11 protein-coding genes are annotated in these 13788 nt (G+C 60.2%); 5 read left to right on the top strand and 6 right to left on the bottom strand.

The features are described 5' to 3' along the window. Positions 1–31: 31 nt before the first annotated feature. From AC1Q6C_RS28380 to AC1Q6C_RS28360, 5 genes are all read right to left on the bottom strand, one after another. Positions 32–442, bottom strand: a complete 411-nt coding sequence (locus AC1Q6C_RS28380) for a nuclear transport factor 2 family protein (RefSeq protein WP_019749950.1) — start codon at positions 440–442, stop codon at positions 32–34. A gap of 126 nt (positions 443–568) precedes the next feature. Then, on the bottom strand, positions 569–1399 hold the full coding sequence (locus tag AC1Q6C_RS28375) for an enoyl-CoA hydratase-related protein (RefSeq protein ID WP_019749949.1): 831 nt from the start codon (positions 1397–1399) through the stop codon (positions 569–571). 5 nt (positions 1400–1404) lie between these two features. Next, complete coding sequence (locus AC1Q6C_RS28370; protein WP_080910991.1) at positions 1405–3216, bottom strand: acyclic terpene utilization AtuA family protein; 1812 nt, start codon at positions 3214–3216, stop codon at positions 1405–1407. Then, entirely contained in the window at positions 3213–5225 is a 2013-nt protein-coding gene (locus AC1Q6C_RS28365) for an acetyl/propionyl/methylcrotonyl-CoA carboxylase subunit alpha (RefSeq protein WP_080910990.1), read from the bottom strand. Before AC1Q6C_RS28365 ends, AC1Q6C_RS28370 begins: the two co-directional genes overlap by 4 nt. A 7-nt stretch (positions 5226–5232) precedes the next feature. Continuing rightward, on the bottom strand, positions 5233–6831 hold the full coding sequence (locus AC1Q6C_RS28360) for an acyl-CoA carboxylase subunit beta (protein WP_019749947.1): 1599 nt from the start codon (positions 6829–6831) through the stop codon (positions 5233–5235). A 464-nt stretch (positions 6832–7295) separates the two neighbouring features. On the opposite strand from AC1Q6C_RS28360, the gene AC1Q6C_RS28355 reads away from it, so the two are divergent. The 5 genes from AC1Q6C_RS28355 (at position 7296) to AC1Q6C_RS28335 (ending at position 12726) form a co-directional block, all read left to right on the top strand. After that, positions 7296–8207, top strand: coding sequence for an alpha/beta hydrolase (locus AC1Q6C_RS28355; protein WP_019749946.1), 912 nt, complete (start codon positions 7296–7298; stop codon positions 8205–8207). 71 nt (positions 8208–8278) lie between these two features. Further along, positions 8279–9931: a flavin-containing monooxygenase gene (locus tag AC1Q6C_RS28350; protein WP_037134878.1), complete on the top strand. Its 1653-nt coding sequence runs from the start codon at positions 8279–8281 to the stop codon at positions 9929–9931. Positions 9932–9938: 7 nt separating this feature from the next. Next, complete coding sequence (locus tag AC1Q6C_RS28345) at positions 9939–10238, top strand: YciI family protein (protein WP_019749944.1); 300 nt, start codon at positions 9939–9941, stop codon at positions 10236–10238. 136 nt (positions 10239–10374) lie between these two features. Next, positions 10375–11979, top strand: a complete 1605-nt coding sequence (locus tag AC1Q6C_RS28340) for a class I adenylate-forming enzyme family protein (protein ID WP_019749943.1) — start codon at positions 10375–10377, stop codon at positions 11977–11979. Positions 11980–12039: 60 nt separating this feature from the next. Further along, positions 12040–12726: a TetR/AcrR family transcriptional regulator gene (locus tag AC1Q6C_RS28335; RefSeq protein WP_019749942.1), complete on the top strand. Its 687-nt coding sequence runs from the start codon at positions 12040–12042 to the stop codon at positions 12724–12726. Between the two features lie 222 nt (positions 12727–12948). Here the strand turns inward: AC1Q6C_RS28335 and AC1Q6C_RS28330 are convergent. After that, positions 12949–13788: cation:proton antiporter domain-containing protein (locus AC1Q6C_RS28330; RefSeq protein ID WP_492666921.1), on the bottom strand; the 840-nt coding region annotated here is incomplete at its 5' end.

Here is a 13788-nt window from a genome sequence, read left to right as displayed (position 1 = left end):
GGTGCAGCCTTGTTGGTTCGCCTGGGGCGGACTAGGAGGCAGGAAGCTGTTCGACGTATGCAAGGACTTGGAACGGGTCCAGTGATTCTGTCACTTCCACCAATTTTCCGTTCCGAAGTTTGAACATGATGAGGTAGTTGTTGTTATACGTTGCTTTTCCCGGCCCTGTGCCGTGGGTGGTGGCTTCGACGACTACTCGGTCGTCTTCCGCGGTGATGGTGAGTACGTCGAATCGGAAGTCGGTGAACGGCTTGAGGAATCCTTCGAGGAGTGCTTTGGTTCCGGCCTTGTCGTTTCGGCCGCCGTACTGGAAGCGGTCTGGCCGGTTCGGTAGCGTCCACGATCCTTCATCGTCGATGAGATCGAAGAGGGCGGGAAAGTTGCGTTCGCTGATGTAGGCGCATGCGTTCAAAACGATTTCTTTGTTCTTGTCGGTGGACACGGGAATACCTCCTGGATTGGACGAGTCGGTAGTAGCGATTGGAGTCTTGGCCGAATGGCTGAATAGGTCGCCTCGAATCGGTGGCGCTATTGTTTGAGGGAGATCAGGCGGATCTAGGTATCTCGGTCAGATCTCCGTTGATTCCATTCTTTGGCAGAATGTTTCGCTAAATGTGAGTGTGGCGGACGGGGTCACGTTGGAGGGCGTTTCGGCAAAGGCGCGGATCCTTTCTCGTGCTTCTGGTGAGGCAAAATAGCGGGCGGTGAGGGCCTGCATCTGCTCGAACTGGTCTGACAAGATTTCCGCCGGCGGGGATAGAAGTTGTTTGACGCCGGTGAGGGCCTGGGGCGCGCCGAGTTGGAGGGAATCGGTGAGCTCGGTGACTGTGCTGTCGAGATGTGTTTCCGAGACCACCGCACTGACCAGGCCGATGTTTGCTGCATAGCGCGCGTCGAATGTTTCTCCGGTCAAGAACAGCCGGTGCAGTGCTGAGGGCTGTACACGCAGCCGCAGCGGTATTGAGATCATCGACGGGATTACTCCGATCCGTACCTCAGGGAATGCGAAGGTGACGGTGTCTGCTGCGATCGCGAAGTCGCAGGCGGCGATGAGTCCGATGCCTCCGGCGCGGGCGGGGCCAGTGAGGCGAGCAACCACTGGTTTCTCCGACGTCATCAGATTGTGGAGGAGTGCGGCGAGTTCCTCAGCGGATCTGGTGGTGTCCGCATTGCGGGCCTCTTTCAGGTCGGCGCCGGCGCAGAACGTCGGTCCGGTGTGGGCCAATACGATCGCGCGTGTCGATTTGTCGGCGAGCGCTTTCTCGAGAAGTTGAAGCAACTGTGTTCGGAGCGGTGCGGACAGTGCGTTGCGGTTGTGTGGTGAGTCGAGTGTGATTGTGGAGACTCCGCGATCGACGGTGAGGTGCGCTAGGCGGGTGGTGGTGTGGAGAGTGTGCATACCCTTCACACCGCTTCGGTGGCAATGAGGTTGGCCGGTGTCTGTGCCTCGAGCGGCGGCAACAACGCGGTGGGGATGTCGAGGTGTTTGGCGCGCAGGTACTCTCCAAGCCCTTTGCCCTGGGAGTCGAGGTCGAGGTTGGCGGCCACCCCGCGCCCGAGCAGCCCCACGATGGTCACTCCGCAGGCACGTAGATGCGGCAGCTCCCACATTCGCAGGTTGCAGTCCGCTGCCTCAGGGATCATGTCGCGCAGGGTGTCTTCGGTCCACCACGAGCGAAGCCATCGGTGGGCGTCGTCGCTGCGGGCCCACACACCCAGTGTCGCGTTGCCTGCCTTGTCTCCGGATCGGGCACCGAGAACAGTGCCCAGCGGAAGTCGGGCTGTCGGGCCGGGGATGGGCTCTACTGGTGTCGAGGTCGGCGGAGCGATGGGTGAAGCGTCGGGTGAGGTCGGGGCCGGAGGCACTTCGATGATGTTCCCCGACAGGGTAATCCGCTGGGGAAAGATCTCAGCGGCCATCAAGGTGGGCCAGAATACAGTAATTTCGCTTCCGGGCGTGGGAGGTGCGGTGAAGTACAGGCCGGGGTAGCTGGCCAGGCCGGTCTCGATAGCAGCGCGAGGAAAAGCGTGGACCTTTTCCCGAGAAGGATCGGTCACAGCGATCGTCAACAGGGCGACGGCTTCGGTCATCGTTGAAGGATCGGGCCGGTCAGCACGCAAGACGCGCGTGACGACATGTCGGAAGGAATGCTGTCCTCCTGGGATCGTCGCCCACAACGCGCGCTGGGCGAGATCGGCCTTGGCGTCGATGTTCGTTCCGGTGAGCACGAAGGTCACCTCGTTACGCCAGCCACCGGAAACCAATGCGCCGACCTTGACAGTAGCCGGGGCGGGTTCTCCTCGTACACTTGATATCTGGACGCGATCGGTGCCGAGTTGTTCGAGTCGGATGGTATCGAGACGAGCGATCACGTCAGGATTGGCGTACTGGGGCCCGTCGATTTCGTAGAGCAACTGCGCAGTCACTGTCTCGACGGTGACTTGTCCGCCGGTGCCCTGGTGTTTGGTGATGACCGAGGAGCCGTCAGCGGAGATCTCGGCGATGGGAAAGCCGACGTGATCCATTTCGGCAACCTCGCCGAAGAAGGAGAAGTTCCCGCCAGTGGCTTGGGCGCCGCACTCGATCACATGCCCGGCGGCGACAGCACCGGCGAGCGGGTCCCAGTCCGTGCGGGACCAGCCGAAATGCCATGCAGCGGGGCCGAGGATGATCGCGGCGTCGGTCACCCGGCCGGTGATCACCACATCGGCACCGGCGTCGAGGGCTTCCTTGATTCCCCAGCCCCCCAAGTATGCGTTCACGACCTCGGGGTCCTGACCCAACTCGGAGAACGATTGACCGGTATCGAGATGGGGAGCGTCCCAACCACTTCGGCGGGCGTCGCTGAATGCCTGGGTGGCATCGTCACCGTCAACCACGGCAATTCGGACAGTCCGACCGATGCGTTCGGCGATGTCGACGATCTGCGCGGCGCAGGCGTGCGGGTTGAGACCGCCCGCGTTCGAGATGATCTTGATATCCCGGTCCAGGCAGGTAGCGAGTACCTCGTCGAGCTGGTGAACGAATGTCCGAGCGAAGCCGGCATCGCGGGCACGATTGCGTTGTTTGACCAGGACTCCCATGGTGAGCTCTGCGAGCCAGTCTCCGGTCAGGACGTCGATGGCTCCTCCGTCGACCATTTCGTGTGCGGCAGCGAGGCGGTCGCCGAAGAAACCGGAACAGTTGGCGATTCGTAGTGAATGGGGGGTGCTCACGGTTGTTCTCCCGCCGCCAAGGTGATCAGGATGCTATGCGCAGTGACGTACTGTCCGACTGTGACGTGAATCTGCTCGACCGTTCCGTCGATGGCTGCGGTGGCCGGGTGCTCCATCTTCATGGCCTCGATGACAACCAGCTTCTGGCCGGCGGTCACCCTGTCACCGACGTTGACGGCGATGTCGACGACTGTTCCTGGGATCTCGTTGATCGGACCGCGTGCCGCTGCGGTCGCCTTACCTGGATCTGGCAGCCGCGACTGCGGTAGCCACCCGGACTGGCTGCGGGCGTCGTTGACCCATACAGAGCCGTCCGGGTGCGTCCGCACGGTACAGGGATAGTCCACCCCTGCGTAGTGGATCCGCACAGAGTGGTCGTCGAGGTCGCGGAGGGCGAAATCGTGAAGCTCGCCGTCGACGTCGAGTAACAGGTCGGTGTCCCCGCCCCAGGACCCGAGTCTGTACCCGATCTGAAGCGCATCTTCGGTGGTCGCCCGGTACCAGGTTGCACGGGTCAACAGTTTGGCGGCGAGGGGTCGGAATCCGGGACGGGCATGTCCACGGACGGGATCGGTATCGGCACGCCGAGCGGTCGAGACGGCTATCGCGGCGGCCAGGTGAACGGGCCAGGCAGTTGCCATCGGCGGATCGAGCAGGTGCCGGCGGTGTTCGAGGAAGTCGGTGCGAGTTTTTCCGGCTAGATAATCGGGATCGCGTAGCAAGGAGGACAGGAAATCACGGTTCGTCTTCACTCCGTGGATCTGTGTGGCATCGATCGCGGAGGCCAGCGCGGAGGCCGCGTCAGCGCGGTTGTCGGCGTAGGAGATGATCTTCGCGATCATCGGGTCGTAGAAGGGTGAGATTTCGGCAGGCGCGGAGACACCGTCCTCGTATCGGATACCTGGTCTCACAGGGTGTGTGTAGTGGTGCAAAGTTCCGGGGGTGGGCACGTAGCCGTTGGCGGGGTCTTCTGCGTAGAGGCGAACCTCGATCGCGTGCCCGGCGATGCGGACCTCGCTCTGCCTGAATCCGAGAGGTTCGCCGCGGGCGACCCGCAGCTGTAGTGCCACGAGATCCCGGCCTGTAACTTCCTCGGTAACTGGATGTTCGACCTGAAGTCGGGTGTTCATTTCGAGGAAGTAGAAGCCTCCCGTTTCGTCGTCGAAGAGAAATTCGACGGTGCCGGCACCGACATATCCGAGTTCACGGACCAAGGACACCGCTGTCGAGCCCATCTTCTCGCGCATCTCGTCGGTGACGACGGATGAAGGTGCTTCCTCGAGGACTTTTTGATGGCGGCGCTGGATGGAGCACTCCCGTTCCCCCAGATGTACTGCGCTGCCGTGGTGGTCGCCGAAAACCTGAATTTCGATGTGTCGAGAGAACTTCAGATATCGCTCGAGGAATACCGTGGAATTGCCGAACAGGTTGGCGCCTTCGCGGCGGGCCGAGGCTATCGATTCGACCACGTCGTCGGCGCATTCGATCAAGCGCATGCCCTTGCCACCGCCGCCCGCAACGGCCTTGACCAAGAGCGGGAAACCGACACCGGCAGCAGCGATTTGCCATGCCTCGGTGTCGTCTCCGGTGATGACTGCGTCCGGGAGGACTGGGACGTCCGCTTTGCGTGCCCACTGCTTCGCCCGGTCCTTGAGGCCCATTTCGCGAATCGAGTCAGGGCTAGGCCCGACGAAGAGAATGCCGGCGGACTCACATGCTTCGGCGAATTCGGCGTTCTCGGAGAGAAATCCGTACCCGGGATGGATGGCATCCGCGCCCGTCCGGCGGGCAGCCTCGAGGATCTTCTCCCACACCAGATACGACTCGGCGCTGCTTGCGCCGCCGATCGGGACAGCGAAGTCGGCATCGAATACGTGCGGTGACCGGGAGTCGGGATCGGAGTACACCGCAACTGTGCGGATTCCCAGCACGCGGGCCGTCCGGATGACGCGTCGTGCGATTTCCCCGCGATTGGCTATGAGCAGTGTGTTGATCGAACGGTGATTCACGAGCTTCTCACATTCGGAAGGTGGCGAACCGGGACGTGCCGGTCACGGGTGCGGAATGAGTAGCGGAGAGGGCCAAGCCGAGAACGGTGCGCGTGTCGCGGGGATCAATTACCCCGTCGTCCCACACCCGACCGGTTGCGTATACCGCCCCCGACTGGCGGTCGATCATCTTTTCGATGTCGCGGCGTACCTGGACGTCGTCGGCATCGCTGAACGTCGAGCCGGAGCGTTGCGCCGCGACTTTTCTGATAATCGACATGACACCTCCGAGCTGGGTGCCACCCATGACGGCAATGTGGTGATTTGGCCAGGTGAAGACAAAACGCGGGTCATATGCACGACCGGACATCGCGTAATTTCCGGCGCCGTACGAGGCGCCGATCATGAGGGTCAGATGTGGGACGGTCGAATTCGAGACGGCGTTGATCAGTTTGGCGCCGTCCTTGATGATGCCGCCCCGTTCGGCGGCGGAGCCGACCATGAATCCGGTGATGTTTTGCACGAAAAGGAGAGGGATATTACGGGTGTTGGCGAGCTGAATGAAATGGGCGCCCTTGTTCGCTTCGTCGGAGAACAGAATGCCGTTGTTGGCTAGAACGCCGATGGGATAGCCGGCGATCGAACCCCATCCGGTCACGAGTTGGGTGCCGAAGAGAGGTTTGAACTCGTCGAAACGGGAGCCGTCCAGTGTCCGAGCAAGGATTTCACGGACCTCGACGGGGCGTTTGGTGTCGGCGGCCGCGCAGCCCAGTAATTCTTCCTGGTCGTAGAGGGGGGCATCGGCTGGTACGGACGGGCCCGGGCCGGCTTTGGTCCACTGCAGAGCCGATACGATCTGCCGGCCCAGCCGCAGGGCATCGCGTTCGTCGTGGGCGAGGTAATCGGCCAGGCCCGAGACCCGTGCATGCATCTCTGCGCCGCCGAGTGATTCGTCGTCGATGTCTTCGTTGATAGCCATCTTCACCAGAGGCGGGCCGCCGAGGTACACCGAGGCGGCCTCCTTGACGAGCACGGTGTATTGACTCATTCCCGGCAGGTAGGCGCCGCCGGCGGTCGAACTACCGAAAACTAGAGATATTGTGGGGATTCCGGCTGCGGTGAGGCGGGTGAGCTCCCGAAACGTCTGGCCGCCGGGAACGAAGATGTCGGCTTGGCGGGGGAGGTCAGCGCCGCCGGATTCGACCAGGGTGATTACGGGCAGGCGATTCCGTTCGGCAATTTCGAGTGCCCGAAGCTGTTTGGTGACCGCGTCGGGGTTGAGTGAGCCGCCTTTGACCGTTGATTGGTTGGCGATGATCATGCATTCCGCTCCGGAGACAGGGCCGATGCCGGTGATGAGCCGCCCGCCGGGCTGCTCGTCAGGGTCATGGGCGCCTGCGTAACAGGAGAGTTCGAGGAACGGGGCGTCTTCGTCGAGTAGGAGATCGACCCTTTCGCGCGGGAGCATCTTCCCTCGGGACCGATGGCGTTCGACGGTTTTGGCTCCGCCGGCTTCGAGTACGCGGTTCGCCAGGGACTCAAGTGGTTTCAGGGCGTCGAGCATCGTCTGGCGATCGAGCAGAAACTGCTCGGACCCGGAATCGAGTCGTGTGGAAATGGTCGTCATTGGTGCACCTCGATCAGACTCGTGGAGAACGTGTGGTGATGCCGCGAGAGGTTGGCAATTGGAAACGCATCCGATGTCTCCGACGGACGTAACTGCGCACCCATGAGCAGGGCATGGTCCGGCGAGTTCGTGGGGCGGTTGTCTGGTCCGACGCGGAGCCCAGACTCGACTCATTTGGTACGTGATTGTCGGTATCGCCTTCGATGAAACACTAATCTGATTCGTCAGTCAAGTATGGATTTAGGGTGTTCAACCTGTAAAAATCGAAATATTTGACAATCTGAATAGCCGTTTGACATTGACAGTTGACTCACCAATCAAGATGTGACTACCATCACGTTGGGTCAGGTAATGGACTGGAACTCAGGTCCCTGGCTTCGGAAGATGCACCGCTCTGGCGGCAATCGGTTTTCCCACCACGCCCCGAGGTCGGATCGCTCACACACGCGTCAAGGAGGACTCAGATGTCCAGTGCTGAATCGGAAGTGTTGAAAGCGCACTTCCAGTCGATCACCGAGAGGCTGGCCGCTAATCCGGAAATGAGCCTGACCGCGATGCGATCGATATTCGAAGAACTCGCCGTCAACGCGAAGGAACCGGAGGACGTCACATACGCCGAGGTGGAGGCCGGGGAAGTGCATGGGCTGTGGGCTCTTCCCGTCGGAGCTCCGACAGACCGAGCCATCCTCTATACCCACGGCGGAGGATTCATCGGCAACACCGCGGCCAGCCATCGCAAAATGGCAGCACATCTGGCGAAGGCCGCCGGTGTCCGTACACTGATCCTCGACTATCGGCTGGCTCCGGAGCACCCGTTTCCCGCGCAGATCGATGACGCAATCGCCGCGTACAGGTGGCTACGTACACAAGGATTCCCCTCCGAGGGCCTGGCAACAGCCGGGGACTCCGCCGGCGGCAACATGGCGATCACCACCGTGCTCAAACTGCGCGACCTCGGGGAGGCGCTTCCCGCCGCGATCATCACATTCTCCCCGTGGCTGGACATGGAACATCGTGGGAAGACCCTCGAGTCCAACGCCGCCACCGACGCACTCATCAGCAGGGACGTCGTGACAATGATGTCGCAGATGTTCCTGGGCGCCAGTGGCTCAGCCACCGACCCACTGGCAAACCCTTTGTACGCAAACTTCACCGGCCTGCCGCCGCTCTTCGTCACCGCTGGCGACGCGGAAGCCCTGCTCAGCGATGCCGAGCGGCTCGCCGAACGAGCTGAACGGGCAGGCGTCAGCGTCGACTTCAGCATCGCCCCCGACCAGCAACACGTTTTCACCTTTATGGCCGGTCGTGCTCCCGAAGCCGACCACTCCATCAATGCTGCGGGCACATGGCTTCGTCGGCGTCTCGGATTGAATTGAGGCCTCGCGGCCTGTCAACCCACAGCACTGTCATGTACGAACGAAACGATACGAGTCGAGGAGTGAACTGGATGTCCAGTCAAGAACAGGCACCGGCGGCCACCGAGTACAACCACACCGACGCATTGGTCATCGGCGCTGGTTTCGCTGGAGTCCGAATGCTGATCGAACTGCGCAAACTCGGAATGTCCGCGATCGCGCTCGAAGCAGGAACCGACATCGGAGGAACCTGGTACTGGAACCGGTATCCGGGCGCACGAACCGACAGCGAAAGCTGGTCGTACTGCTTCCCGTTCCCCGAAGTTGAACAGGAATGGAACTGGTCCGAGCGCTACCCCGGCCAGGAAGAAGTGCAGAGCTACATAAAATTCGTCGCCGACCGCTTCGACATCCGCCGAGATATCCGCTTCGGTCAACGTGTCATAGCTGCCACCTACGACGAGGCTGACAACAAATGGACGATTGCCACTGGCGATGGCAAACACTTCACCTGCACCTACTTCTTCACAGGCCTCGGTCACCTGTCCGTTCCCCAAGAACCCCCGTACGAAGGGGTGGACGGCTTCAACGGCGAGGTCTACCTGACCTCCCGATGGCCGAAGGAGAAAGTGGACTTCACCGGCAAGCGGGTTGCTGTAGTGGGAACGGGCGCCTCTGGAATCCAGACCATCCCGCATGTCGCCGCCGCCGCCGACCACTTGACCGTTTTCCAGCGCACTCCGAATTATGTGATGCCAGCACAAAATCACGATCTCGATGAGGAGTTCCGGCGCAGGATCAAGTCGGACTACGCCAAGGTCTGGGCCAAAGCGCGAAGCCATGTCTTCGGCTTCCCCATGGATCCTGCCGGCCGGATGTTCGACGATGTCGATACCGATGCCGAACGCGATCGTATCTTCGAAGAAGGATGGCAGAACGGTGGCTTCCATTTTGTATTCGAGACTTTCGACGACCTCATCCTTGACCAGCGATCGAACGATGCGGCGGCGGAATTCATCCGAAAGAAGATCCACGAGACCGTCGAAGACCCCCGCACTGCAGAACTACTCACCCCCCGCGGGTACCCCTATGTCTCCAAACGGCCGCCCTCGGGTACGAACTACTACGAGACCTTCAACCGTGAGAACGTCAATCTCGTCGACATCCGCAGCAATCCGATCGAGTCCGTCATTTCTACCGGGTTGCGCACCCGCGATCACGACTACGAGTTCGACGTCATCATTTTCGCTACCGGATTCGACGCTGTCACCGGAGCCCTGAACAACATCGACATCCGAGGCGAACAGGGAATCAAGCTCTCCGAATGCTGGGCCGCCGGACCGGAAACCTACCTGGGCATCGGCGCCCCCGGATTCCCCAACATGTTCATGATCTGCGGCCCACAGAGCGCATACGCAAATATCCCGGTCGTCATCGAAAAAGTCGTCGAGTGGCTCGGGTTGGCCCTGACGCACATGAAGGAACGCGGATACGACCGCATGCAGCCGAGCGCCGATGCCACCCAGAAGTGGACCTCGCATGTGGAGGAAATCTTCAACATGACATTGCTGCCCAGCGGGGCATCCGTCAACAGTTGGTATCTCGGCGCCAACATCCCAGGTAAACCACGGCGCGTTCTTTTTTACTTCGGTGGAGCCGCCGGGTACTTCCAGGAAATCCAGAAGAGCGCCAGTGACGACTTCGAGGGTTTCGAGTTCGCGCATATCCAGGCCGCGGCCCGCTGATATCGCTATGGGGAGAGAAGAGTCCATGTTCATTATTTCGAGCACTTATACACGGACCGTCGACCTTAGCGAAGCGGTAGTCACCGAACACCTGGCTTTCGTCGATCATTGCTATAACCAGGGGCGATTCGTCGCATCCGGTCCTCGACAACCCTTCACCGGAGGGTTGATCATCGCCCACGGCGACAGCGAGGAGGAAATCCGTGCCCTGATGCAGAACGACCCTTTCGCTCGCGATGGGGTGGCAACTTACGAGTTCACGCGATTTCGGCCCTCCAGGGCCATCTACCCCGATCTCGTTCCATGATCTTGACGCTGAGAATTGTCCGGCTGAACGGACAGCTACGAATCCGAGAACTCTGAGTTTCGTCTGCGCAGACACACCCATCCGGAGACACATACAGCGGCTGCATCGACCCCAACATGGAAGAGGAAGAACCCTCATGGACAACGACGACCAACCTGGCTGCGCGATCGCCCCACAGATCGCAACTCTTCCCGGACTCCTCAAGGATGCATCGTCGGGTCCTGACGCATCCTATCTTCTGTGCCCGGACAGGGACTGGACGTACAGCGAGTTTTCCCACGCAGTCGATGAGCTCGCTATGGGACTGGTAGCCACAGGAATTCGACAAGGTGACCGAATCGCCATAGCCGCGCCGAACTCGGCCCAGTGGCTCATCACTTGGTTCGCCGTCACGAAGATCGGTGCAATCCTGGTCACCCTGAACGTCGCGTATCGCGAGCGCGAATTCGACTACATGCTCAACCAGTCCGGAGCTGTCATGCTCGTCTGCTCGAAGCAGGACGGCGAGTTCGACTTCGTCGATTTCGTCCAGAACCTACGCCAGCGGATCCCCACAGTCCGTCACTACGTCTTTCTCGGTGAGGGAGGATTCGCCGGTAGTCATCGGTGGGAAGACCTCCTGTTGCCCGGCGCAGTTGCGGATCTCGCGGACTTCGAAGCAGTGGTGGAGCCGGATGATCCGGCAGTCATCTTGTACACCTCCGGGACCACCGGCGACCCGAAAGGTGCCACCCTCACTCACGCGAGCATTCTCGCCTCCGCCAGCGCTCAGGCTGAACACCTCAGCCTGAGCTGTGACGACGTCGCAATCGGCCACATGCCCTTCAACCACGTCGGAGGAATGACCTGTACCGTCGCCGCCACCATGCTCACACACGGTCGAATCGTCGTCCTGCCCCGATACAGTCCCAAACTTGCGTTGGAAGCCGTTGACCTCCGGAAGGTCACGATCTTCATCGGCGTGCCGACCATGTACACGATGATGATGGACTTGCCGGAATTTCCCGCGGCGGATATCACTTCTGTCCGTACCTGCATCATCGGCGGCTCCAACGTCGAGCCGGCAATGGGCAGAAGAATTCTCGACACCTTCCAAGGCGCCCGCTTGTCGAACCTGTACGGCCTTTCCGAAACCTCTGGCGGATGTATCATTTCCGCAGCCAATGACGACCTGGACACTCTTGTCGAGACACTCGGAGTCGCAATTGGCGATTTCGAGATCCGGATAGCCGGCGACGCCCACCAACCACTCCCGTTCGGGCAGCAGGGAGAGCTACACATCCGCGGCGGATGCGTTGCCAGCGGCTATTGGGAAAACCCCATGGAATCCGAGCGCGCCTTCCTACCAGGCGGATGGCTGGTATCTGGCGACATGGCGGTTCAACGTCCTGATGGTCGAATTGAACTGTGCGGGCGGAGAAAAGAAATGTACGTCCGAAGCGGATACAACGTCTACCCCGTTGAAATCGAAAACGTCATTGCCGCAGACCCTGCGGTGGCGATGTGCGCTGTGGTGGGGGTTCCCGACGCAATCTACGGAGAAGTAGGTCACGCCTACATCGTCGCGACCCAAAATGGCGATGTCAATATCGAAGCAGTACGCGCCCGATGTGGGGAAAAACTCGCGCGATACAAGATCCCCGCTCAATTTCACGTCGTGGACTCGCTCCCCCTCACCCCGTCCGGGAAGATCAAGAAGGTCGCACTACTGGATGCGGTGCGCGGAAAAATAGCCCTGTAATATGGATGTGAAATGCGTGATACTTGATCCGATACGGACCTTCCTGGAGGGTTGCACCAAATGACGCCTCACAGCGACAACAAGCTGACCATCGAGGCGGTCACCTCACCGCCTCCGAGTCGGCCTGTCGTGCAAGAAACACCAACCACTCAACGAGGGCGTCGGACGCGGGGGGCTTTAGTGGCCGCTTCCCGTGAGCTTTTTGAGGAACGAGGGTTTCGTGAAACCCGGATTTCGGATATCGCGGAGCGGTCCGGCACATCTTATGGAACCTTTTATCACTATTTTGAAACGAAAGAGGCAGTGCTGCACGAATTGTTTACTACAGTGGCGGGGGAGATGTTCAGCGCCTCGCAAATGGGGCGAGATGTCCCCGACGATCCAATTGCACGGATTGAGGCAGCAAATAGGCAATATTTTTCAGCTGCCGGACGCAATGCCTGGCTGATTGCCGTGATAGACGAAATGGCGATCCGGGACCCGACCTTTCGTGATTTGAAATTACAACTCCGCGATCTCTTCGTACGGCGCAATGAAATGGGAATTCGTCGGCTGCAAGAGTCAGGCATCATCGGCTCCGAACTCGATGCCAAAATTGCGGCGTCCGCACTCGGCGGCATGGTCGAACATTTCACCCAGATGTGGTACATCCACGGTGTCGACTTCGACGAGGACGTGGCGATCTCCACGCTAACACGGCTCTGGGCGCACGCAATTGGGCTCGATGTTGCCCAGAAAACTGGCTAAAACCGCACCACCAAATTCGAGACAGGACCATCTCGTCGGCACAAGAACATGGTGAATCGACACGTCAAGGCTCCTGGGCTCCAGCATTCCCATACCAATTTCCACGAGATCGGTTCGACAACCGCACCCTCAAACAGACCGCACGTGCAGCCACTCGCAAAATATTGGGTGTGGTGTGCGTCGCCTAGATAGGAATCGCGGGGCCAGAAGTAGGATCCGCTACTATTTCTTCTCTGCATCTCTTGCGTGGCGAGCGTAGCGTGCACCAAACCGTTCGGCGGTAAACCCGTGCACAAGAACACTTCCCAGTACGGTCGCAACCATCACGTAGAGGACAAGTGATCCTGCGTCTAGTTCGACGTCGGAGGCGTCGGTGGTGGTGACCCTGCGCCATGCGAGTAGACCGAAGACTATGGAAGCTGTGCCGCGCGGCCCTAGAAGGGCAATGGTCTGACGGTCTGGTCTCGGCAGATCTGAACCGATCAGCGACAGGGCCACAGGAACTACCCTGATGATCGTCAATGCTGCGAGTACGAAGACGAACTCCTGCCAGCCCGGTAAACCGATTGCTACCAAGTAGGACACTGTCGCTCCGAAAAGAAACCACATCGCCATACTGCTCAGCGTTGCCACGTCCTCGGCCAACTCGAGTTCAGAGGCATCGATCGTCTTGGCATTGCGTGCGGCGTGGAAAGTGACGCCGCAGACAAAAGCGGCGATGAAGCCGTTGGCCGAGGAGACGGTGGCACCGCTGTAGGCGAGTACCGGAAGCAGGACGACAGCGATCCGCATACCTTGGGAAGTTGTCAGAGCACGGTCTTGTGCCCACCGAGCCAGCCGTGCGCCACCGACACCGACAGCGGTCCCGACTGCGCCGGCGATCAACGTCGATTCGACGCCGTCGGCGATCGCGTTCCACACACCGTCCTCGGAGTAATTGTGGTCGACCAAGGCCAACGCTACGACGAAAATCGGTGCGACTATTCCGTCGTTGTAACCACTTTCGACGTTGAGGATACGTCGTACGCGTGCAGGAATTCGACGATCGTGCAGCAACTGCGC

The sequence above is a fragment of the Rhodococcus sp. MT28 genome (assembly GCF_058792695.1).
The sequence above is the reverse complement of the archived record's forward strand: the minus strand, read 5'-3'. Positions and strand labels throughout refer to the sequence as shown.